We start from the raw sequence: 20,974 nt of genomic DNA on the forward strand, positions 1-20,974 counted from the left end.
GGAAGAGGGCGTAATCCTGGAACAGGTAGGCGACGTTGCGCTCCTGCACCCGCACATCGATGCCATGCGCACTGTCGAAGAGCGTGCGGCCCTGGATGCGGATGTGGCCGCTGTCAGGGCGCATCAAACCGGCGATGGCCTTGAGGGTGAGGCTCTTGCCCGAACCCGAAGGGCCGTAGAGCACGATGCGCTGGCTGTCGGAGGCCAGGGTGATGTCGAGCGAAAAGACGCGATCGGCAGCGCGCAGCTCTTTCTGAAGGTGAAGGTCGACGCTCACGTGATCGTTCAGGGGTCAGAGGGCAGGAGGGGAAAGTGAAGCAATCTTACCGGAGCGGCAGCTGCACGCGGTCCGGCATCAGGCGCCCGGCCACCATCAACAGCACGATGCAGGTGATCGAGGTCACCACGACCAGGACAGTGGCTGCCCCGTCGTCCCCCGCCTGCACGGCTTCGTAGATGGCCACCGACAGGGTTTGCGTGCGTCCCGGCAGGTTGCCGGCCACCATCAGGGTGGCGCCGAATTCCCCGAGGGCGCGGGCGAAGGCCAGAAGCACACCCGCCGTGATCCCGCGCGTGGCCAGCGGCAGGCTGACACGGAAGAACACCCCGGCTTCGGACACGCCCAGCACGCGGGCGGCATCTTCCAGTTGATGATCCACACTCTCGAAGGCCGCCCGCGCTGCCTTGAGCACCAGCGGAAAGGCCACCACGGTGGACGCCAGCACTGCCCCCTGCCAGGTGAAGACCAGCTGGATGCCCAGGCTCTCCAGCCAGGCCCCGAAGGTGCCGCGTCGGCCGAACAGCACCAGCAGGTAATAGCCCAGCACGGTCGGCGGCAGCACCAGCGGCAAGGTCAGGATCGAGTCGATGAAATCGCGCAGCGGCGAGCGCCAGCGCGAAAGCCCCCAGGCGGCGGCCACGCCCAGCACCAGGTTGAGCAGGGTCGCCAGTCCCGCGACCTTGAGCGAGAGCAGCAGGGGAGTCCAGACCGGATGCATCAGGTGCGCCGCGTGAAGCGATCAGGGCTTTTGGAAGCCATAGCGCGCCAGCACCGCCTGCCCGCTGGCCGACAGTACGTGCGCCACAAACTGCGCGGCCAGTGCCGGCTGCCGGGTACCGGCAGTTACCGCGATGGGATAGGTGGCCGGTGTAGTAGAGGGGATGCGAAGGGCAACCTTGACCTTGTCCGGCATGACCGCCGCATCGGTGGCAAAGACGAAGCCGGCATCGACTTCGCCGCGTGCCACGTAATCCAGGCTGGTGCGCACGTTCTCGGCCATCACGCCCTTGGCCTGCACTTGCGCCCACAGTCCGGCCTGCTCCAGTGCGGCCTTGGTGTAGCGGCCGAAGGGGACAGAGGCCGGATTGCCCAGCGCGATGCGCTGGTAGCCTGCGCCGGTAAGGTCCGCCAGCGTCGCCGGTTGCACTCTGGCGTCATGCGGCACGATCACCACGATCTGGTTGGCGGCAAAATTCTTGCGGGTAGAGGAATCGACGGCTTTTTCGGCGGCGGCTTTATCCATGGCGGTCTGGTCAGCCGAGGCGAAAACATCGGCCGGTGCGCCGCGCACTATCTGCTGCATGAGGATGTCCGAAGCGCCGAAGTTGGTAATGACCTTCACACCCGGATGCTGCTGCTCGAAGCTTTGGGCCAGTTCCTTGAAGGCGTTGGTGAGACTGGCTGCGGCTGACACCACCAGGTCGGCGGCTTGCACGCTGGTAGTGGCCAACAGCATCGTGGCGGCACAAGCGGCACCCAGAGCGGCTTTCAGGCGGGCGGTCTTTAGCATCGTGCAGTCCTTGGTCGTGACAAATGAAGAAAAGGGCAAAAAAGCAGAAGCCCGGCAGGTCGGCGAAATATACGCAAGGATATAACGAACGTCAATTGCGTGCAGCCGCCTGCCCGCAGCGGACTGCCCGCTAGTACAATCACGCGCATGACTGATTCCAAGACCCTACGAGTGCGCGTGATGCAGGGCGAGACGATTGCCTTCGGCCCGGGGAAGGCCGACCTGCTGCAGGCGATTGCACAAACCGGATCGATTTCCGGGGCGGCGCGCGAGATGGAGATGTCCTATCGCCGCGCCTGGCTGCTGGTGGAGGAGATGAACCGCTGCTTCGCCAGCCCGCTGGTGGCCACCGCCACGGGCGGCGCACGCGGAGGCGGGGCCGCCGTCACCGAGCTGGGGCAGGAAGTGCTGGCGCGCTATCGCCGCATGCAGAAAAAGGCGGCGGCCAGTATCGCCGCCGATCTCAGGCATCTGCAGGGCTTGATGAGCGCCGTCCAGCCGGAGGGCGAAGACGACCATGCATGAGCTGTGGATCAAGTACCGGCTGCGGGTGCTCAATGCCTGCCGCGTTTCCGAAAATCATTCGATGCTGCTGTGGGGCGCGCTGGCCGGCTTCGTCGGCGCGCTGGCCACGATCGCCTTCCGTGAATGTATCGCGCTGCTGCAGATCTGGCTGACCGGGCATGATGGCAGCTTCGTCGATATCGCCAAGGGCTTGTCCTGGCCGGTGCGGGTGCTGCTGCCGACCTGCGGCGGCGTGATTGCCGGCCTGTTCCTGGTATGGGCCAAGCGCACCCCGGCCGGCAATGGCGGCGATTACATGGAAGCGGTGGCCATCGGCGATGGTGCCATTCCGGTGCGTAATACGCTGTTGCGCAGCATCTCCTCGCTCGCCTCGATTGCCTCGGGCGGTTCTATCGGCCGCGAGGGGCCGATGGTGCAGCTCTCGGCACTGTGCGCTTCTCTGGTGGGCAAGTTTTCGCATTTTCCTTCATCTCGCCTGCGTCTGCTGGTGGCCTGCGGGGCCGCAGCCGGCATTACCTCGGCCTATAACGCGCCGATTGCGGGCGCTTTCTTCATTACTGAGATTGTCCTCGGCTCGCTGGTGATGGAGAGCTTCGGCCCGGTGGTGGTGGCCTCGGTGGTGGCCAACATCACCATGCGCGAGCTGCCGGGTTATCGCGCCGCCTACGAGATGCCGTATTTCCCCGAGATCGGCGGCTGGGAAGTGCTGCTGTTTCTGGTGCTGGGGGTGCTGGCCGGGATCCTGGCACCGCAGTTCCTGCGTGTGCTGGAACTGGGCAAGCAGGGTTTCGGCAAGTTCAAGTTGCCGCTGCCGGTGCGCCTGGGTGTGGGCGGGCTGCTGGTCGGGCTGATCTCCATCGAAGTGCCCGAGGTCTGGGGCAATGGCTACAGCCTGGTCAATTCGCTGCTGCATACTACCTGGCTGTGGCAGGCGGTGTTGATGGTGCTGGTCATCAAGGTGCTGGCCACCGCCATTACCGTCGGGTCAGGGGCGGTGGGCGGTATCTTCACGCCAACGCTGTTCGTCGGCGCGGCGGTGGGTTACCTGTTCGGCGATACCGCGCAGGCCTTGCTGCCGTTCCACATGTCGCAGCCCTTCGCCTACGCCATGGTGGGCATGGGGGCCTTCCTGGCGGCTGCGTCCTATGCGCCGCTGATGGCGATCCTGATGATTTTCGAGATGACCTTGAGCTATCAGGTGGTGCTGCCGCTGATGCTGTCCTGCGTGGTGGCCTATGTGGTCGCGCGCAGCACGGACGGGCGTTCCATGTACGAGATCACCCTCAAACGCCATCGCGACAACGAAGAGCGGCTGCGCCTGCGCGGCACCCACATGAGCGACCTGATCCGCCCGGCCGATACGGTGCTCAGCGAGACAGCCAGCCTGGAAGAGGTCAGCGCGCTGTTCCTCAAATACCCGGTCAAGTACGTCTATATCGTCGATGCCCATGAGCGCTACCAGGGGGTGGTGGCCTTGCAGGACATCACTTCCTGGCTGCTGGACAAGAAGGAACCTGCAGGCCGGGTCGCCCGGGACTTCCTGCGGCCGCACTTCCTGCATGAAGTCACGCCCGACATGTCCCTGGGCGAGGCGCTGCAGCTGTTCCTCGATCACCAGGGGGAGCGCCTGCCCGTCATCGCCAGCGCGGAAGACCCGCGCCTGTTGGGGGTGGTTTTCAAGACCTCGCTGCTGGATGCCTATTTCCGCCTGGATCGCGCCGGAAACTGAGGGCAGGGAAGGCGGGAGACTCGCTTGTCGCCGCCGCTGGCAGCGCCGTTGTTTGTAACAATGGCGGAGCTGTCCGACAACTGCTCACTTATCCTTGATAAAATGCGAAACGTTCCACCTCAACGGTGGCCGTGGCGCAGAACTCGTTGGAGCCGATGCGTCACCCGATTTCAACCCCCATCCTAGAAGTGAATTTTCCATGCTGAGTTATCGCCACGCTTTCCACGCCGGCAACCACGCCGATGTCCTGAAGCACATGGTGATCATCCAGTTGATGCGCTATCTCGGGCAGAAAGACCCTGCCTACATGGTCATCGACACCCATGCCGGCGCAGGCGTCTATGCGCTGGATGGAGATTACGCCAGCAAGAACGCCGAATATGAAACCGGCATCGCCAAGCTGTGGGACCGCAAGGACCTGCCGGCGATGGTGAAGGAATATGTCGATCTGGTCAGGTCGCTCAATCCCAGCGGCAAGATGCGTTACTACCCCGGCTCTCCCTACTGTGCCGAGAAGACCATGCGCGAGCAGGACCGCCTGCGCCTGTTCGAAATGCACCCCAGCGAAGTGAAGGTGCTGGAAGACAACTTCCGCAAGCTCGAAGCGCACGCCGCTGCCCAGGGCCAGCGTCCGGCCGCACGCGGCAAGCGGGTGATGGTGTACCGCGGCGATGGTTTCCAGGGCCTGAAGGCCTTGCTGCCGCCGCCGTCGCGCCGCGGCCTGGTGCTCATCGATCCGCCCTATGAAGACAAGCGCGATTACACCCACGTGGCCCAGGTGCTGGCCGATGCGCTCACGCGTTTCCCGACCGGCACGTATGCAGTGTGGTACCCGGTCCTGCATCGCAACGAATCGCGCCAGTTGCCCGAACGCCTCAAGCGCCTGGGGGCCAAGAGCTGGCTCAACGTCACGCTGGCCATCCATGGTCCGGCACCGGATGGTTTTGGTCTGCACAACAGCGGCATGTTCATCCTCAATCCGCCCTGGACGCTTGAGGCCCAGTTGAAAGAAGTCATGCCCTACCTGATCGAGGTGCTGGGCGAGGATGACAGCGCGGAATATGTCCTCGAATCCGGCGAAAATTGAATCGGGCGAATCCGGACTTGTGAATATTTGTGAGTTTTTTCGCTTGGAATAGTCATGATGTCGCTGAAACAATGCCAAATCGGCATACAATAAGCGGATTGCTGTACGTCAAGATTGATCGCAACGCCAGGGGCCCGTAGAAAAACAACCATGTCAGACCAGTCAGCCGACCCAACCGCTTCGACCCTTCCTGCGCACCAGGCCCTGGATTTCTTCCTGGCCCGCCAGCCCATCCTGAGCCGCGAGCAGGATCTGATCGGCTATGAACTGCTGTTTCGCAGCGCCGCATTCGGTCCGGCCAATGTGAAGGATGACGTCACGGCCACGGCGGCCGTGATTGCCCATGCTTCCGAGTTGGGCTTGTCCAACGTGATCGGCAATCTGCACGGCTTCATCAATGTCGATGCCGCCGTGCTGATGAGCGACTTCATCTATTTCCTGCCGGCCGACAAGGTGGTGCTGGAAATCCTGGAAACCGTGCGCGTCACGCCCGAACTGGTGACGCGGGTGCGCGAACTGGTGGCTGCCGGCTACGTGTTTGCGCTGGACGATGTGGTGGCCGAATCGCAGGAGATCGAAGAGCTGCTGCCGCTGGTGAAGATCATCAAGATCGACGTGATGGAAGTCGATCCCAGCAAGCTGCTCAAGCTGTCGGTGCACTTCAAGCGGGCGCAGAAGGAACTGCTGGCCGAGAAGGTCGAGAGCCTGCAGGTATTCAATGACTGCATGACGTTTGGCTTCGATTATTTCCAGGGCTATTACTTCGCCAAGCCGATGATCCTCCAGGGCAAGAAGCTGGAAGCCTCGAAGATGATCATCATGCACCTGCTTACGCTGCTGGTGCGCAATGTCGACAACGCCGAGATCGTGCGCTACATCAAGCGCGACGTGGCCTTGTCGCTGACGCTGCTGCGTCTGGTCAACACACCAGTCTATGGTTTCCAGAAGTTCATCGACTCGCTGGGCCAGGCGCTGATCGTGCTGGGCCGCCGTCAGTTAAAGCGCTGGTTGCAGATCCTGTTGTTTGCCAATACCGACAAGGATCGCGCCCATTCCATGTCGCCGCTGATGATCCTGGCGGCCACGCGCGGCAAGATGCTGGAACTGATCACGGCCAAGATTCGGCCGGGCCGCCGCAAGATGTCGGAGATGGCCTTTACGGTCGGCATCATGTCGCTGGTGGATGCACTCTTCGGTATGAGCATGGAGACCGTGCTGCGCCAGATCACCGTCAGTACCGAGATCCGCGAAGCGCTGCTGCGCCGCACCGGTTTCTATGGCACCGTGCTGCGCCTGGTGGAGTGTACCGAACTGCGCGAGCCCGACCAGGCGGAGATGCAGCGCCTGCTGGAAGAACTGCAACTGTCGTCAGACGATTTCTTTGCCGCCGAAAAGCAGGCATTCGAATGGGGCAACAGCATCGCCAACAACAACATCGGCCAGCAGGCCACGATGCAGATGTCGCCGCCGCCGGAGGGCTACATCGATGACGATGAGGATGACGATGACTGAACGCGTTCGTGCCGATGCTGCTGGCGCGTCGCCATGAGAAAGGGCTGCTTTTTGGCAGCCCTTTTCATTTTGACGATTAAGGATCTGAATTTACTTGCTGCGCATGCGGGCCACCAGCCGGCGCAGCAGCCGCAACAGGCGAGAGGACGGCCCGCCCGGGTGGCTTGCCAGGCGGACGGCCAGTTTGCGCTTGAACTCACCGATGGCCGACTTGACCGCCTTGAGCAGACGCTGTACCTGCTGCCAGCCGGCCGTGGCCTGCAACTGCGCCGTGAGCCGGGCTTTGATGTCCAGCAACCGGGTGTGATAGCGCTGGAACCAATCCAGCGACAGCAGGCTGCGGCGCGTGAGGGCATAGATGCGCGCTACCAGCGCCGTGCCCAGCACCTTGGCCGTGAGCACGATGATCACGCCCAGGGTAGGGTGGCCATGCGCGATGGACATCAGCGCCAGAATCTTCACCGGCAAGAGCAGCAGGGTCGGTGCCAGGAAAATCAGCAGCGCCGCGTAGGGCGAGAGCCGTTCCACCCAGCGCTGCAATTGCACCAGCCAAGGCCATTCAGGGATGCGTGCCAGCACGGCCTGGGTGGCATCCCACAGCCATTCTTCCAGCATCAGCAGCAGGGCTGCGGTGTAGATCAGCGGTGCCAGCAGCCGTCGACGCCAGCGGGGCGGCCGGCGCGGCGGCAAGGTCGGGTCAGTCATCCAGCGATCAGACCGCGCGCGCCTTGATGAGCGAGAGCCAGCGGTCGCCCCACTTCACGTCGCTCATGCAGGAGGCATAACCGGTAACGGTGCGGGCGGCGCGTTCCAGCAGCTGGATGTCGGCCTCGTGCTGGCGTGCCACGTGCGGGTCTTCCAGGAACAGCACGCGGCGGCACTGGCGTTCCAGGATCAGTTCGGCGATCTGGGCGTCACCGCCCAAGGGACCGGAGAGGAAGGGCTTGACCCAGTTGCGTCCGGCTTCACCCTTCATTTTGACGGCCAGCTGGTTGAGCAGGCCGCCGGTGGTGCCGGTGGCACAGCGGAAGGCAAATTGGTCGAGTACCTCGAAATGCTTTTCGGCCAGCTCCAGCATGCGTGTCTTCATGGCGTCGTGGGCGATCAGGGCGATGCCTTCGTCCTTCAGATGGAAACGGTCATCCAGGAAACTGTCGGGCGCGGCCCCGTTGGCCAGGGCTTCCAGCTCGAACCACTCCTGGGCGCCGGCCAGGGTCGAGAGGAAGGGCTTGCCGTGGATCACGCACTGGCGCTTCAGGGCCACCGCTTCCGGGAAGGTGGAGGAGGGGTCGACCGGATCGATCAGGTAGATCACCGCATCGAGGGTGCGGGCGGGATCAGGGTCGACCGTGCGCGACACCAGCTTCATCAGGCCACCATGGCGGCCATAGGGAAAGCGCACCAGGTGCTCATAGCCGGGCAGAAGATTCATTTGTCCGATGGCATCGAGCGTGCGGCCGACCACGATCAGTTCGGGTTGCAGGCTTTCGATGCGATGGCGCGAACCGGTCAGCAGCTGGACCAGGGCGGAATCCGAAGCGTCCTGATGGGCGCGGTTGGCAATGAGACCGATGCGATAGCGGGGAGCGATGGAAGACATGGGCGCGAGCAGGCGAGTTGGGGAACCTGGCATGGACGGCATGCGCAGGCGCGAGTGCAGATTATCGCCGAGTGCGCCCCAAAGGGCGAGCCCGGCACGGTGCCCCGCGCATTAATCGCCGCAACTGTACCGTTGCAGGCGCTCGCATGCGGCTACAATAAGCGTCAACCTGCATACCAACCCCACTCCAGCATGAACAAGGCTTTTGTAAAAGAATCCGACGGTGCCGACGACGATGACGAAATCGCCTTGCCGGCCATCCCCGCCGGCAGCAAGAACTACATGACCCCGCAGGGGCATCAGCGCATCAAGGATGAACTGCTGCACCTGATCGATGAAGAGCGTCCGGAAGTGGTGCGCGTGGTGTCCTGGGCCGCCTCCAACGGCGACCGTTCCGAAAACGGCGACTACCTCTACGGCAAGAAGCGCCTGCGCGAGATCGACCGCCGCATCCGCTTCCTCACCAAGCGACTCGACAATGCCGAGGTGGTCGATCCTTCCGTGCACCACGGCAGTGACCAGATCTTCTTCGGCGCGACCGTGACCTACGAAAACCAGCGCGGCGAAGAGCACACCGTCACCATCGTGGGCATCGATGAACTCGATCCCCTCAAGGGACTGATCAGCTGGATCTCGCCGGTGGCGCGGGCGCTGACCAAGGCCCGCGAGGGCGATGAAGTGGTGCTGCAGACACCGTCGGGGGTAGAGCAGCTGACCATCCTCGAAGTGACGTATCCGGCACCGCAGTAGCGCTCCTCCCTCTTTCTTGCTGACGGCGGCCCGGCGTGCAAATTGCATGCGGGCAGGCCGTCGCCGCGTGCGCCGCTTCCTGCGCCGGGCACCCAGAATTTCAATCTTCCACGAGAACCTTCATGTCCATCGTTTTTGCCAGCCTGAATCACCCGCAGCGCGTCGTCCTGGCCGCCGAGGTGCATTCGCGCCCCTTCCTGCAGCTCACACGCTCGGAAACCCTGACGCACCTGGCCGTCTACGTACGCGAAGACGGCAACAGCAGCCGTCACGCCAGCGCCCAGCACGTCCTGCTGGACGAACTGTGCGCCCATTTCGGCGTGGTCGCCCCGGGCGGCGAGGCCAAGCACTTCTACCATGACTTCGGCCGCTTCCGCCTGAAGTGGGAGTGCCATACCGAGTTCGCCACTTACACCTTCGCCCAGGCGCATGATGAGGAACTGGGCACCGACCACGCCTTTGCCCGCGCGCCGCTGGCGCATATTCCGCAGCAATGGCTGCTGGGCCTGAAGGGCAAGCTGATGGTGGCCGCGCACGTGGTGGTCGAGCCGGGCGCCGACGATACGGCTGCGACCGCGCGCCAGATGCAGCGCATCTTCGAAGGCAAGCTGATGAGTTCCAGCAAGGTCTTGCAAGGGGGCGAGATCTGGACTGATTTCCAGATCCAGTCGGATGGTTTTTCGCGCTTCGTGGTGCGCGATATCGGCCTGCGCGAATTGCAGGGCGGGCGCCTGGCGCAGCGCATTCTTGAAATCGAGACCTATCGCATGATGGCGCTGCTGGGTTTGCCGCACGCGCAGCAGTCCGGCCCCTTGCTCAATGAAATCGAAGGCGACCTGGCCGCGCTGACGGCAGCCATGGTGCAGTCCGAGCAATCCACCAGCGGCACACCGGAAGAGATGGCCGAGGATGAGCGCATCCTGCGCAAGATCACCGGACTGGCCGCGCGCATCGAAAAGCTGTCGCTGGAAAACAGCTATCGCTTCTCGGCCTCGCAAGCCTATTTCCGCCTGGTGCAGGCGCGTATCGAAGAATTGCGCGAGCAGCGCATCGAGGGTGTACCGACCATCGGCGAATTCATGGAGCGCCGCCTGGCCCCCGCCATGAATACCTGCCAGGCCATCGCCCGCCGCCAGGAAGCGCTGGCCGAGCGCATTGCCCATACCAACGACCTGTTGCGTACACGGATCGGCATCGTGCAGGAGCGCCAGAACCGCCAGATCCTGGAATCCATGAATGCCCGCGCCGCCCAGCAGCTGAAGCTGCAGCAGGCCGTGGAGGGCTTGTCGGTGGCGGCGATTTCGTATTACGTGATTGGTTTGCTGGGCTATGCCGGCAAGGCGGCCAAGGCGGCGGGCCTGCCCATCAATCCGGACCTGGCCACCGGCCTGGTGGTGCCGGTGGTAGCGGCTTGCGTCTGGCTGGGTTTGCGCCGCATGCACAAGGATCTGGGCAACCACTGACGGGGGCTCAAAAGCAAACGGGGCGCACCGCTTTGGCGGCGCGCCCCGTTGCAGGGTGTTGCGAAGGCGAGGATCAGACGGTGGCGTTGATCTTGGCTTCAGCGCCGGCTACAGCGGCCTTGGCGGCTTCTTCACCCATCGACACGCCTTCTGCGACCACCAGTTCCACATCGGTGATGCCGATGAAGCCCAGTGCGCCCTTGAGGTACTTGCCCTGGAAGTCCAGTGCTTCCATCGGACCTTCGGAATACTTGCCGCCGCGCGAGAGGATGATGACGGCCTTCTTGCCCTTGAGCAGGCCGACCGGGCCGGTTTCGGTGTAGCTGAAGGTGCGGCCGGCGCGGAAGACGTGATCGATCCAGGCCTTCAGGGTCGACGGCGGGGCGAAGTTGTACATCGGCACGCCGATGACGATGGTGTCGGCGGCCAGCAGTTCGTCCACCAGGGCGTCGGATTGCTTGATCACTTCAGCCTGTTCGGCGCTGCGCGCGTCGGCCGGGGTGAAATAGGCACCCAGCATCGATTCGCTCAGGTGCGGCAGGGCATTGGCCGCCAGGTCACGGTGCACCACCTTGCCGCCAGGATTCTTGGCTTGCCATTGCTGGGCGAAGGAAGCGGTCAGCTGACGGGAGATGGAACCGCCGCTGCGGGCGCTGGAGTCGATATGCAGAAGAGTGCTCATGGTGTGTCCTTTCGTTGTTCGGTGGGCAAGGCCTTCGGTGAACGCCTTTGCATTGGGGTCAACGATACCCAGTTTTCATTTCTTCCAATAGATGCGAGAATCGCATTTCACTGATCCATTTTTGGTGGGAATCGAATATCGCCATGCTAGACCTCAACGACATCTGGCTTTTCGTCCATGTAGTGCGGGCCGGCAGCTTCGCCGCCGCCGGGCGCAAGCTGTCCATGCCGCCCAATACCATCAGCCGCCGTTTGCAGGCGCTGGAAGCGGCCATGGGGGTGCGGCTGCTGCAACGCTCCACGCGCCAGCTCAACATGACGGCGGCGGGGCGGGAATTCTTCGAGCGCTGCGCGCCGGGCCTGGAAGACATCGAACACGCCAGCGCCAGTCTCACCCAAAGCCAGGGGGAACCGTCCGGCAGCCTGCGCGTGGCTGCCCCGGTGGACTTCTTCGACAATTTCTCCATCGAGTGGATGCATGAGTTCATGCATCTCTATCCCAAGGTGCAACTGGAATTCGTGCTCAATGACGGGCGCGCCGACCTGATCGCCGAGGGTATCGACCTGGCCTTCCGGGGCGGGGTGTTGCCCGACTCCAGCCTGGTGGCAAGGAAGCTGGTGCAGAGCCATATGGCCCTCATCGCCAGTCCGCGTTACCTGGAGCGCGCAGGCACGCCGCAGGCCCTGGCCGACCTGGTGGGCCATGCCTGCCTGGCGACGTCGCAGGCACCCCAGCATACGGTGTGGAAACTGGAAGGGCCGCACGGTCCGGAAAACGTGCGGGTGGTACCGCGCCTGTGCATCAACACCGCACAAGGGCAGTTGCGTGCGGCGCGGGCAGGATTGGGCATTGCGCTGCTGCCGACCATGCTGGCCTCTGAAGACCTGCGCAATGGCAGCCTGATCAACATCCTCCCGGATTACCAGCGCGACACCATGGGCTTCTATGCCGTGTACGTGCACCGGCGGCAATTGCCCAGTGCGGTCAGTGCGCTCATCGAATTCTTCGCCGACAAGCTGGAGCGCGGCATTGCCGACAAAGGCGCACAGGCCTGCCAGGAGCATCTGAAACGGGAGGCCGCTGTGCAACCGCTACCGCAGAAAGCGGCCTGAGTCCGTCTCAGAACTCCACCGCCTGTTCGGCCAGGGCATAGCGGCGGCAATGTTCCAGATAGGCGCGCTCATGGTTGGCCACCAGGTCGACCACGCTGCGCCACAGCCAGGACGGCACTTCCAGCGTCTTCGACCGTTGCCGCGCCAGTTCGGTGTACCACGCGCGGCAGGTTGCTTCATCCATCTGGCGCGCATGCGCCTGCCCAACGACGCGGGCCAGGTAGCGCGCCGCACGCAGGGCCTCTTCCTGGCTGACGTGATCGATTTCCAGCTTCAGGTCCTGCGGCAGCAGCTCGCGCACGAACACCGGGCGTTCCAGCAGGCGCGTGGCCAGCATGCGTGAACCCAGGTGCGGTGCAAGATGGCGTGCGCCGGTGACGACGCGTTCGGCGTTGTCGCGCGGCATGCCGGCATCGCGGTAGCGGGGTGCGGCGGCGGTGACGGCTTCCTTGATATCGAAGAGGCACAGGTCGCTGCTTTCGCTGGCCTGTTCGTTCACATCCAGCAGCACGGCAAAGCGCAGCAGGCCCAGCGAGCTGCATCCTTTCATCCAGTAAGCGGTATCGAGCATCTTGATGGCAGCGTCGTCCTCGCGATGCCGCAAGGCGGTCAGCAAGGCGCGCGCCGGGGCCGATTCCACCAGCGCGGTGATCTCTTTTCTTTCCTGTCGCGAGGCCGACCAGAAGCGTTTTCCCAGCGGGATATGCACGGTCTTGCCTTGCGTGCGTTCATGCGCCAGTTCCTTCCACGTGCGGCGATGTGCAGTCTTCAGGGCCACGCGCACGGACTTGGGCTTTTTGCCCAGGCGCAGGTCGTCACCGGGCCGGAAGGCAGATTCATATCCCTCCACCAGCACCTCCATCATCTTGGCCGTGATCACGCCCGGCAGGTCCGAGCTGCGCGCGGCCATAGCCAGCGACAGTGCCAGGCGGATCAGGTCGTGCGAGGGATTGCCGATGACGGTCTGGTCGAAGTCACGGATCTGGATGTCGATCTTGCCCTCGGCATTGGCCACCGGGCCCAGGTTGCCGATGTGGCAGTCACCACAGATCCAGATGGCCGGGCCTTCGGGCAGGCTGCTGGCCTGGGTTTCATTGAGCCAGTTGTAGAAGCGCAGGGTGCTGCCGCGCACGTAGGCGTGGGCAGAGCGGGCCATTTTGAGGTTCTGGGCGGTTTTCAGGATGTCCTGGCGTGCGGAGGGACGAGGCGTCCTCGTGATCAGTTTTTTTGGCATGGCGATTTATATTATTTATATTCATTTTTTTTGCGGGCGGATGAAGCCCAATGTTCAGTTTCCTCGCCTCTTCGCCGCTTGCCTATCAGAGAAGCGAGACTTGCCTTGTCAGACTCCCGGCCATGCGCTGCCTGCACGCTGCCCGCAAAACGGATCCCGGAAAAGACAAACGCCCGCATCAGCGGGCGTTTGCAGAGGGGGACAGGGCAGGATCAGCCGCGTTCGCGCAGGATACGTGCGACGCTGTCGATCTTGCGGATGCCACGCATCAGGCGCGCCAGGTGCACGCGATCCTCGATCTGGATGGTGAAGCGCAGGTACTTCATGGAGCCATTGCCGCCTTCGTCATCCATGGCCACCGAGACGATGTTGGCATCGGACTCGCCGATCTCGGCAGCGATGCGCGCCAGCGTGCCGCGCTCGTTGTGGATCAGGATGGTGATGCGGCAATCGAAGCGGCGATTGAGATCGTGGCCCCAGACCAGGTCGATCCAGCGGTCCGGTTCCTTCTCGTGCAGTCGCTTGGCGGTCTCGCACTCCTGGGTATGCACGATCAGGGTCTGGTCCGGCTTCAAATAGCCGGTCAGGCGATCGCCCGGGATCGGCATACAGCAGGACGACAATTGCGCCGAGGCCCCTTCGCTGCCGGTGATGACCACCGGGTCCGGCTTGTTGGGCAGCATGTGGCCTTCCGGATCGAGCTGCGGCACGCTCACGCCGGTATCCATCATGGTCATGATGTGGCGTGCTACCAGCGGGGCCATGCGGGTGCCGATGCCGATCTCGGCATACAGGTCATCCATGGTCTTGGCGCTGGATTCGTTCAGCAAGCGCTCGACGATATGGGAAGGAAGTTCAGGTTCGATGCCCAACGTATGAAGAGCATTGCCCAACAAGCGGCGTCCGACGGCTTGCGATTCGACCTTGTTGGCCGTGCGCAGGCGGTGGCGGATGGCCGAACGGGCCTTGCCGGTGCGCACGTAGCCCAGCCAGTTGGGGCTGGGGCGCGAGGTCGGCGAGGTGATGATCTCGACGATGTCGCCGTTGTGCAGCTCCGAGCGCAGCGCAGCCGGTTCGTGGTTGATGATGGCCGAAGTGGTCTGGTCGCCGATGTCAGTGTGGATGCTGTAGGCGAAATCGAGCGCCGTGGCACCACGGGGCAGGGCGATGATCTTCGATTTGGGCGTGAAGACGTAGACCGAATCGGGGAACAGGTCGACCTTGACGTGCTCCAGGAACTCTGCCGAATCGCCGGTCTGCTTCTGGATGTCCAGCAGCGACTGCAGCCAGGCGTGGGTACGCTGCTGCAGGTCGGTGAGGCTGCCTTCGTCGTCCTTGTAGAGCCAGTGTGCAGCCACGCCGGATTCGGCCACGCGATGCATGTCGGTGGTGCGGATCTGGAACTCGACCGGGGTGCCGTAGGGGCCGATCAGGGTGGTGTGCAGCGACTGGTAGCCATTCAACTTGGGAATGGCAATGTAATCCTTGAACTTGCCCGGCATGGGCTTGAACAGCGAGTGCAGGGTGCCCAGCGCCACGTAGCAATTGGCGAAGCTGTCCACCACCACGCGGAAGCCGTACACGTCCAGCACCTGCGAGAAGCTCAGGTGCTTGTTGCGCATCTTGCGGTAGATGCCGTAGAGGGTCTTTTCGCGGCCATCGACCTGGGCCGGGATGCCGGCGGCGATCAGGGTGCTGGTGACCGATTCCATGATCTTGGTCACCACTTCACGGCGATTGCCGCGCGCAGCCTTGACGGCCTTGAGCAGGGTGCGATGGCGCAGCGGATGCAGGTGCGCGAAGGACAGCTCCTGCAGCTCGCGGTAGATGTTGTTCAGGCCCAGGCGGTGTGCGATGGGCACGTAGACTTCCATGGTCTCGCGCGAGATGCGGCGCTTCTTCTCGGGCGGCATGGAGCCCAGCGTGCGCATGTTGTGCAGGCGGTCGGCCAGCTTGACCAGGATCACCCGCACGTCGCGTGCCATGGCCAGCAGCATCTTGCGGAAGTTCTCCGCTTGCGCCTCGACCTGGCTCTGGAATTCGATCTTGTCCAGCTTGGAAAGGCCATCCACCAGCGAGGCCACGGAGGCGCCGAAGCGCTCGATCAGCTCTTCCTTCTTGACGCCCTGGTCTTCCATGACGTCGTGCAGGAAGGCCGCCATCATGGCCTGGGCGTCGAGCTTCCATTCGGCGCAGATCTCGGCCACTGCCAGCGGATGCGAGATGTAGGGCTCGCCGGACTTGCGCATCTGGCCCAGGTGCATCTCGTCGGCGAAGCGATAGGCTTCCTTGACCTTCTTCAGTTCGGAAGGGGTCAGGTACTCTTCGAGCTTGGGGATCAGATGCGCGAAAGTCGCCACGCCGCTGTGGGCGGCAGGGGCGACTTCGAGGGGAGTTGCGGTGCGGCCGGAACCGGCGGCACGTTTGGAGCTAGCAGCGGCTGATAAGGTGGAGTCGGTAGTGGTGAGGCTCATACTTGTCCGTTATCAGCTTCATGGACGGACCAGGATCAGGCCGGAACCTTCTTGAGCATCTCGATACCGACTTTGCCAGCGGCGATTTCGCGCAGGGCGGTCACGGTCGGCTTGTCCTTGGCTTCCACCTTCGGGGTGTGGCCTTGCAGCAGCTGGCGGGCACGGTAGGTGGCCGACAGGGTCAACTGGAAGCGGTTGGGGATCTGCTTGAGGCAATCTTCGATGGTAATGCGGGCCATGTGATACTCCTGAATGACGGTCTTGCTTGTGGATTGATGGGTCCGGCGCCGGGTTGCTGGTCTGGCTTGTGCGGCTTAGCTCGCGTGGATGCCCAGCTGGGTGAAGAGGTAGGCATTGCGGGCGGCTTGCTGCGGGAAGCGGCAGCGGGCGGCCTGGACGATTGCCGTCAGTTCGGACAAAGCGACGGCAAACTCTTGATTAATAATAACATATTCGAACTCCGGCGAGTGAGCGATTTCGCCGCCGGCGGCCAGGATGCGGCGCGTGATGACGTGCGGTTCGTCCTGTCCGCGCTTCTTCAGGCGCTCTTCCAGCGCAGCAATGGAAGGCGGCAGGATGAAGATGCCGATCGCATTGGTAAATTGTTTCTTCACCTGCTGCGCGCCTTGCCAGTCGATCTCCAGCAGCACGTCGGTGCCATTGGCGATCTGGTCGGCGATCATCAGGCGCGAGGTGCCGTAGTAGTTGCCATGCACTTCGGCCCACTCCAGGAATTCCCCTTCGGCTTGGCGCTTCAGGAAATCTTCCACGTCGGTGAAATAATATTCACGGCCATGTTCTTCGCCCGGGCGCGGTGCGCGGGTGGTGTAGGAGATGGACAGCTTGATGGCCGGTTCCTGCTTGAGCAGGGCGTTGACCAGGGTCGATTTGCCGGCGCCGGACGGGGCGACCACCATGAAGAGGCTACCGGAAGTGGGTTTTTGGACGGGCATGGGGTCCTCGCTGAAAAATGTCTTTTAACTAATCAATATCGGTCGGAATGGGGCTGTGCGGCCGGCGTCATTCCAGATTCTGCACCTGCTCGCGCATCTGGTCGATGAGCAGCTTCAGTTCCATGGAGGCATCGGCCAGTTCCTTGACGGCGGCCTTGGAGCCGACCGTGTTGGCCTCGCGGTTCAGTTCCTGCATCATGAAATCGAGGCGCTTGCCGACCTGGCCGCCCTTTTTGAGGATGTGGCGGGTTTCGCCCAAGTGGGCCGACAGGCGCGCCAGTTCCTCGGCGATGTCGATGCGAATGCCATAGAGGGTGACTTCCTGGCGGATGCGCTCCAGCGATTCCTCGCGGGTGGCCACCGGCGCTGCACCGTTCTGCGTCTGCAGGGCCAGGCCCAGGGCTTCGGTCATGCGTTCGGTGGCCTTCTGCTGGAATTGCTCGACCAGCTGCGGCACCAGCGGGGTGATGCGGGCCACGATGGCTTCCATCGCATCCACCCGGGCCAGGATCACGGCCTGCAGCGCCGCACCTTCACGGGCGCGGGATTCGACGAACGCGTCCAGGGTCTGCTGCATCGTGGCCAGGATGTCGGCTTGCAGGGTGTCCTGGCTGATCTCGGCTTCTTCCATCACGCCCGGCCAGCGCAGCAGTTCATTGATCGACAGCGGGGCGGCGTCGGGGAACTGGGCGCGCAACTGGTCTTGCAGGCTGGCCAGCTGGCCTACCAGGGTGTGGTTCAGGGCCTGGCTGTTGCCACTGGCGACCTTGCGGCCGAAGGACAGGCGGCATTCCACCTTGCCGCGCACCAGGCGGCCCATGATGGCTTCGCGCAGCATCGGTTCGACCGCACGCAGGTCATCGTTGATGCGGAACTGCAGGTCGAGGAAGCGCGAATTGACGCTCTTCATTTCCAGGGTGACCGTGCCGGCAGTGGTTTCACGGGTGGTGACGGCATAGCCGGTCATGCTGTAGATGGTCAAGGTCGGGACTCCATAAAGCGGGCGGGCGGCGCAGCAGGGCGCGCCGGCGAATAAGGGTTGCGGGCGGGGCGGGCAGGGTGGCCAGGGAGGTAAATGGAGGATGCCGCGACGGCGGACATCGTGTTCCTTTACAATGCCGGACTTGAACGTTCCGGCACCGCCTGTGCGGCCTGCCCGGGTGCCACCCGGTCGGAGCCCGCATTTTAATGAAGTTTCGCGGCGCCGCGCTATCAAAAACATCAAACCGGCGGTTTTGGGTGCCAATTGGCCGCCCGTCATCCGCCCAGCCTCGCCCAGACCAAGACAAGGATCACCATGACAGCTTCCCATCGCCCCAGCGGCCGCAGCGTTTCGCAATTGCGCGACGTGCGCCTGACCCGCCAGTACACCAAGCACGCCGAAGGCTCGGTGCTGGTCGAGTTCGGTGACACCCGCGTGCTCTGCACCGCCTCCATCGAGGAAAAGGTCCCTGGCTTCCTTAAAGGCAAGGGCCAGGGTTGGCTGACCGCCGAATACGGCATGCTGCCGCGCTCCACGCACACCCGCATGGACCGTGAAGCCGCCAAGGGCAAGCAGTCCGGCCGTACCCAGGAGATCCAGCGCCTGATCGGCCGCGCCCTGCGCGCCGCCTTTGACCTGGAAGCCTTCGGCGAGCGCACCCTGCAGCTGGACTGCGACGTGCTGCAAGCCGATGGCGGCACCCGCACCGCTGCCATTACCGGTGCCATGGTGGCGGCCTATGACGCCTTCAACGTGCTGAAGTCGCGCGGCCTGATCGAAACCATTCCGGTCAAGCAGTTCGTGGCCGCGATTTCGGTCGGCGTCTACCAGGGCGTCCCGGTGCTCGATCTGGATTACCTGGAAGACTCGGATTGCGATACCGACATGAACGTGGTCATGACCGACGGTGGCCATTTCGTCGAAGTGCAGGGCACCGCTGAAGGCGCCGCCTTCGACCGCGCCACCCTCAACAACCTGCTGGACCTGGCCCAGCAAGGCATCGCCACGCTCAACGGCTTGCAGAAGCAGGCCCTGGGCCTGTAATCCGCGGCCACGTCCCGGCGCAAATCGCCGTACAATGCCGCCTAGAAGCGATATGAACAAAAACGCCATGTGCCGCACCGACATGGCGTTTTTCATTGGGGCGCAGCGGCTGTCATGCCCATCCCGCGCGCCTCGCCAAGATCAGGACCAGACATGCAACCCAAGCAAAAGATCGTGATGGCGTCCAACAACGCCGGCAAACTGAAGGAATTCGCCAGTCTCCTGGGCGACATCGGACTGGACGTGCGCCCGCAAGGCGAATTCAACGTGCCCGAAGCGGAAGAACCCTTCGGCACCTTCGTCGAGAATGCCCTGACCAAGGCCCGCCACGCCGCCCGCCTGACCGGTCTGCCGGCCCTGGCCGATGATTCGGGCGTGTGCGTGAATGCCCTGGGCGGTGCGCCCGGAGTATATTCCGCCCGCTATGCCGGCGAGCCCAAGTCGGACGCCAGCAACAACGCCAAGCTCATCGCCGATCTGGCGGCCCATGCCGACAAGTCCGCCTATTACTACTGCGTGCTGGTCTACGTGCGCCATGCCGACGATCCGCAACCGGTGATCGCCGATGGCGTCTGGAAGGGTGAGATCATCGACCAGCCGCGCGGGCAGGGTGGATTCGGCTATGACCCTTATTTCCTGCTGCCCTCTCTGGGCAAGACGGCCGCTGAACTGACGGCCGCCGAGAAGAATGCCGTCTCGCACCGTGGCCAGGCCTTGCGTGCCTTGGTCGAGAAGCTGGCATGATCCCCATCAAGCCGATTCCGGCCGATATCCCGGCCGGCCAGGCGGCCAGCGGCCCGGCTCAGGCCGCGCTGGCCTTCCTGAAGCCCGGCAGCCTGCAGCTGACGGCTTTGCCGCCGCTGTCGCTGTACGTGCATTTCCCGTGGTGCGTGCGCAAGTGCCCGTATTGCGACTTCAATTCCCATGAGGTCAAGGGCAGTTTCCCTGAAGAAGCTTATCTGGATGCCCTGCGCAGCGACCTGGAACAGTCGCTGCCGCTGATCTGGGGGCGCAAGATCCATACGATCTTCATCGGTGGCGGCACGCCCAGCCTGCTCTCGGCCGCTGGTCTGGATCGCTTGTTGTCGGACCTGCGCACCTTGCTGCCCTTCGATGGCGACATCGAGATCACCATGGAAGCCAATCCGGGAACGTTTGAAGCCGACAAGTTCCGCTCCTACCGGGATAGCGGCATCAGCCGCCTGTCGATCGGTATCCAGAGCTTCAACGGCCAGCACCTGCATGCCCTGGGCCGCATCCATGATGGCGAGCAGGCGCGCAAGGCGGTGGAGATCGCGCAGGCCAACTTCGACAATTTCAACCTCGACCTGATGTACGCGCTGCCGCAGCAGACGCTGGCAGAGGCCAAGTCCGACATCGAAACGGCCATCGCCTTCGCGCCGCCGCACCTGTCGCTGTATCACCTGACGCTGGAGCCCAATACGCTCTTCGCCAAGTATCCGCCGCCGGTGCCGGATGACGATGCCAGCGCCGACATGCAGGACATGATCGCCGAGCTGACCACGGCGGCCGGTTACGTCAACTATGAGGTCTCGGCCTATGCCCAGCCCAAGCGGCGCGCCCGCCACAACCTCAATTACTGGCAATTCGGCGACTACCTGGGCATCGGCGCGGGGGCGCATTCCAAGCTCTCGTTCCCGCATCGCATCGTGCGCCAGATGCGTTACAAGCATCCCCAGTCCTATCTGGAGCATGCCAAGGCCGGGACGCCTGTCCAGGAAGAAGCGGAAATCGGCCGCGATGCCCTGGGCTTCGAATTCATGCTCAACGCGCTGCGCCTGACGGAAGGATTCTCACCGAATCTCTTCGCCGAGCGGACCGGCATGAGCCTGAACCAGATCGAAAAATCACTGAATCTGGCCGAGCAAAAAGGCATGTTGTATCGCGATCACGCTTTGATCCGACCGACCGATCTTGGGCGTCGTTTTCTCAATGATTTGCAGGAAATTTTCTTGTCAGAATAAACCCATGTTGCAAGGTGGCTTTTATCGGGTATATTTAGAAAAAATTTAATTT

Annotated in this window: 21 protein-coding genes; 10 read left to right on the forward strand and 11 right to left on the reverse strand. The window is 63.2% G+C overall.

The features are described 5' to 3' along the window. The 3 genes from B3873_RS15430 to modA all read right to left on the reverse strand — a co-directional run. Positions 1-277, reverse strand: a 277-nt coding sequence (locus B3873_RS15430) for an ATP-binding cassette domain-containing protein (RefSeq protein ID WP_286867140.1), incomplete at its 3' end; no start/stop codon positions are given. Between the two features lie 46 nt (positions 278-323). Beyond that, on the reverse strand, positions 324-998 hold the full coding sequence (gene modB / locus B3873_RS15435) for a molybdate ABC transporter permease subunit (protein ID WP_286867142.1): 675 nt from the start codon (positions 996-998) through the stop codon (positions 324-326). A gap of 21 nt (positions 999-1,019) precedes the next feature. After that, entirely contained in the window at positions 1,020-1,790 is a 771-nt protein-coding gene (gene modA / locus B3873_RS15440) for a molybdate ABC transporter substrate-binding protein (RefSeq protein WP_286867144.1), read from the reverse strand. Positions 1,791-1,937: 147 nt separating this feature from the next. Between modA and B3873_RS15445 the strand changes: the two genes are divergently transcribed. The 4 genes from B3873_RS15445 to B3873_RS15460 all read left to right on the forward strand — a co-directional run bounded on the left by B3873_RS15445 (position 1,938) and on the right by B3873_RS15460 (position 6,643). Then, positions 1,938-2,315, forward strand: a complete 378-nt coding sequence (locus tag B3873_RS15445; RefSeq protein WP_276840798.1) for a winged helix-turn-helix domain-containing protein — start codon at positions 1,938-1,940, stop codon at positions 2,313-2,315. Continuing rightward, positions 2,308-4,044: a ClcB-like voltage-gated chloride channel protein gene (locus B3873_RS15450; RefSeq protein WP_039788361.1), complete on the forward strand. Its 1,737-nt coding sequence runs from the start codon at positions 2,308-2,310 to the stop codon at positions 4,042-4,044. The genes B3873_RS15445 and B3873_RS15450 overlap by 8 nt, the downstream gene beginning before the upstream one ends. 199 nt (positions 4,045-4,243) lie before the next feature. Continuing rightward, positions 4,244-5,131, forward strand: a complete 888-nt coding sequence (locus tag B3873_RS15455; protein WP_286867146.1) for a 23S rRNA (adenine(2030)-N(6))-methyltransferase RlmJ — start codon at positions 4,244-4,246, stop codon at positions 5,129-5,131. A gap of 150 nt (positions 5,132-5,281) precedes the next feature. After that, entirely contained in the window at positions 5,282-6,643 is a 1,362-nt protein-coding gene (locus B3873_RS15460) for an EAL and HDOD domain-containing protein (protein WP_286867148.1), read from the forward strand. A 90-nt stretch (positions 6,644-6,733) separates the two neighbouring features. Here the strand turns inward: B3873_RS15460 and B3873_RS15465 are convergent, their stop codons facing one another. Together B3873_RS15465 and B3873_RS15470 are read right to left on the reverse strand one after the other, a co-directional pair. After that, a complete protein-coding gene (locus B3873_RS15465; RefSeq protein WP_286867149.1) occupies positions 6,734-7,348 on the reverse strand; it encodes a hypothetical protein in 615 nt (204 codons plus the stop codon). Between the two features lie 7 nt (positions 7,349-7,355). After that, complete coding sequence (locus B3873_RS15470; RefSeq protein WP_121039877.1) at positions 7,356-8,243, reverse strand: methylglyoxal synthase; 888 nt, start codon at positions 8,241-8,243, stop codon at positions 7,356-7,358. A gap of 192 nt (positions 8,244-8,435) precedes the next feature. On the opposite strand from B3873_RS15470, the gene greB reads away from it, so the two are divergent. Both greB and B3873_RS15480 read left to right on the forward strand, forming a co-directional pair. Then, positions 8,436-8,993 (forward strand): transcription elongation factor GreB, encoded by a 558-nt coding sequence (gene greB, locus B3873_RS15475; protein WP_034334847.1) that lies wholly within the window; start codon positions 8,436-8,438, stop codon positions 8,991-8,993. 122 nt (positions 8,994-9,115) lie between these two features. Further along, positions 9,116-10,456, forward strand: coding sequence for a DUF3422 family protein (locus B3873_RS15480; RefSeq protein WP_286867152.1), 1,341 nt, complete (start codon positions 9,116-9,118; stop codon positions 10,454-10,456). A 73-nt stretch (positions 10,457-10,529) separates the two neighbouring features. On the opposite strand, the gene B3873_RS15485 is transcribed toward B3873_RS15480, so the two are convergent. Further along, the gene (locus B3873_RS15485) at positions 10,530-11,138 is read right to left on the reverse strand and encodes an FMN-dependent NADH-azoreductase (RefSeq protein WP_286867153.1); all 609 of its coding nucleotides are present in this window, start codon (positions 11,136-11,138) and stop codon (positions 10,530-10,532) included. Positions 11,139-11,281: 143 nt separating this feature from the next. On the opposite strand from B3873_RS15485, the gene B3873_RS15490 reads away from it, so the two are divergent. Next, the gene (locus tag B3873_RS15490) at positions 11,282-12,250 is read left to right on the forward strand and encodes a LysR family transcriptional regulator (protein ID WP_039788350.1); all 969 of its coding nucleotides are present in this window, start codon (positions 11,282-11,284) and stop codon (positions 12,248-12,250) included. Positions 12,251-12,257: 7 nt separating this feature from the next. Here the strand turns inward: B3873_RS15490 and B3873_RS15495 are convergent, their stop codons facing one another. The 5 genes from B3873_RS15495 to B3873_RS15515 form a co-directional block, all read right to left on the reverse strand. Next, positions 12,258-13,484 carry a DUF2252 family protein gene (locus B3873_RS15495; RefSeq protein ID WP_039788347.1) on the reverse strand — a complete coding sequence of 409 codons (1,227 nt, stop codon included), beginning with the start codon at positions 13,482-13,484 and terminating at the stop codon, positions 12,258-12,260. A gap of 212 nt (positions 13,485-13,696) precedes the next feature. Then, positions 13,697-15,958 (reverse strand): RelA/SpoT family protein, encoded by a 2,262-nt coding sequence (locus B3873_RS15500; protein WP_039788346.1) that lies wholly within the window; start codon positions 15,956-15,958, stop codon positions 13,697-13,699. A 35-nt stretch (positions 15,959-15,993) separates the two neighbouring features. After that, positions 15,994-16,197: a DNA-directed RNA polymerase subunit omega gene (gene rpoZ / locus B3873_RS15505; RefSeq protein ID WP_008328299.1), complete on the reverse strand. Its 204-nt coding sequence runs from the start codon at positions 16,195-16,197 to the stop codon at positions 15,994-15,996. A 75-nt stretch (positions 16,198-16,272) separates the two neighbouring features. After that, on the reverse strand, positions 16,273-16,911 hold the full coding sequence (gene gmk, locus B3873_RS15510; protein ID WP_039788345.1) for a guanylate kinase: 639 nt from the start codon (positions 16,909-16,911) through the stop codon (positions 16,273-16,275). A 67-nt stretch (positions 16,912-16,978) separates the two neighbouring features. Then, positions 16,979-17,893 (reverse strand): YicC/YloC family endoribonuclease, encoded by a 915-nt coding sequence (locus B3873_RS15515; RefSeq protein ID WP_084320194.1) that lies wholly within the window; start codon positions 17,891-17,893, stop codon positions 16,979-16,981. 315 nt (positions 17,894-18,208) lie between these two features. Here B3873_RS15515 and rph point away from each other — a divergent pair, with 315 nt between their 5' ends. The 3 genes from rph (at position 18,209) to hemW (ending at position 20,922) form a co-directional block, all read left to right on the forward strand. Beyond that, positions 18,209-18,937 carry a ribonuclease PH gene (gene rph / locus B3873_RS15520; protein WP_039788342.1) on the forward strand — a complete coding sequence of 243 codons (729 nt, stop codon included), beginning with the start codon at positions 18,209-18,211 and terminating at the stop codon, positions 18,935-18,937. A 153-nt stretch (positions 18,938-19,090) separates the two neighbouring features. Next, a complete protein-coding gene (gene rdgB / locus B3873_RS15525) occupies positions 19,091-19,681 on the forward strand; it encodes an RdgB/HAM1 family non-canonical purine NTP pyrophosphatase (RefSeq protein WP_039788338.1) in 591 nt (196 codons plus the stop codon). Then, positions 19,678-20,922, forward strand: coding sequence for a radical SAM family heme chaperone HemW (gene hemW / locus B3873_RS15530; RefSeq protein WP_286867162.1), 1,245 nt, complete (start codon positions 19,678-19,680; stop codon positions 20,920-20,922). The genes rdgB and hemW overlap by 4 nt, the downstream gene beginning before the upstream one ends. The last annotated feature ends 52 nt before the right edge of the window (positions 20,923-20,974 follow it).

It is taken from the genome of Herbaspirillum sp. UBA812 (assembly GCF_002296545.1).
In the GTDB taxonomy this organism is placed as follows: Bacteria; Pseudomonadota; Gammaproteobacteria; order Burkholderiales; family Burkholderiaceae_D; genus Herbaspirillum; species Herbaspirillum huttiense.

Excerpts from the sequence above, each read along its gene's own strand:
- modB (WP_286867142.1), bottom strand. The coding sequence starts at position 998 with ATGCATCCGGTCTGGACTCCCCTGCTGCTCTCGCTCAAGGTCGCGGGA.
- modA (WP_286867144.1), bottom strand. The coding sequence starts at position 1,790 with ATGCTAAAGACCGCCCGCCTGAAAGCCGCTCTGGGTGCCGCTTGTGCC.
- B3873_RS15445 (WP_276840798.1), top strand. The coding sequence starts at position 1,938 with ATGACTGATTCCAAGACCCTACGAGTGCGCGTGATGCAGGGCGAGACG.
- B3873_RS15450 (WP_039788361.1), top strand. The coding sequence starts at position 2,308 with ATGCATGAGCTGTGGATCAAGTACCGGCTGCGGGTGCTCAATGCCTGC.
- B3873_RS15455 (WP_286867146.1), top strand. The coding sequence starts at position 4,244 with ATGCTGAGTTATCGCCACGCTTTCCACGCCGGCAACCACGCCGATGTC.
- B3873_RS15460 (WP_286867148.1), top strand. The coding sequence starts at position 5,282 with ATGTCAGACCAGTCAGCCGACCCAACCGCTTCGACCCTTCCTGCGCAC.
- B3873_RS15465 (WP_286867149.1), bottom strand. The coding sequence starts at position 7,348 with ATGACTGACCCGACCTTGCCGCCGCGCCGGCCGCCCCGCTGGCGTCGA.
- B3873_RS15470 (WP_121039877.1), bottom strand. The coding sequence starts at position 8,243 with ATGTCTTCCATCGCTCCCCGCTATCGCATCGGTCTCATTGCCAACCGC.
- greB (WP_034334847.1), top strand. The coding sequence starts at position 8,436 with ATGAACAAGGCTTTTGTAAAAGAATCCGACGGTGCCGACGACGATGAC.
- B3873_RS15480 (WP_286867152.1), top strand. The coding sequence starts at position 9,116 with ATGTCCATCGTTTTTGCCAGCCTGAATCACCCGCAGCGCGTCGTCCTG.
- B3873_RS15485 (WP_286867153.1), bottom strand. The coding sequence starts at position 11,138 with ATGAGCACTCTTCTGCATATCGACTCCAGCGCCCGCAGCGGCGGTTCC.
- B3873_RS15490 (WP_039788350.1), top strand. The coding sequence starts at position 11,282 with ATGCTAGACCTCAACGACATCTGGCTTTTCGTCCATGTAGTGCGGGCC.
- B3873_RS15495 (WP_039788347.1), bottom strand. The coding sequence starts at position 13,484 with ATGCCAAAAAAACTGATCACGAGGACGCCTCGTCCCTCCGCACGCCAG.
- B3873_RS15500 (WP_039788346.1), bottom strand. The coding sequence starts at position 15,958 with ATGAGCCTCACCACTACCGACTCCACCTTATCAGCCGCTGCTAGCTCC.
- rpoZ (WP_008328299.1), bottom strand. The coding sequence starts at position 16,197 with ATGGCCCGCATTACCATCGAAGATTGCCTCAAGCAGATCCCCAACCGC.
- gmk (WP_039788345.1), bottom strand. The coding sequence starts at position 16,911 with ATGCCCGTCCAAAAACCCACTTCCGGTAGCCTCTTCATGGTGGTCGCC.
- rph (WP_039788342.1), top strand. The coding sequence starts at position 18,209 with ATGACAGCTTCCCATCGCCCCAGCGGCCGCAGCGTTTCGCAATTGCGC.
- rdgB (WP_039788338.1), top strand. The coding sequence starts at position 19,091 with ATGCAACCCAAGCAAAAGATCGTGATGGCGTCCAACAACGCCGGCAAA.
- hemW (WP_286867162.1), top strand. The coding sequence starts at position 19,678 with ATGATCCCCATCAAGCCGATTCCGGCCGATATCCCGGCCGGCCAGGCG.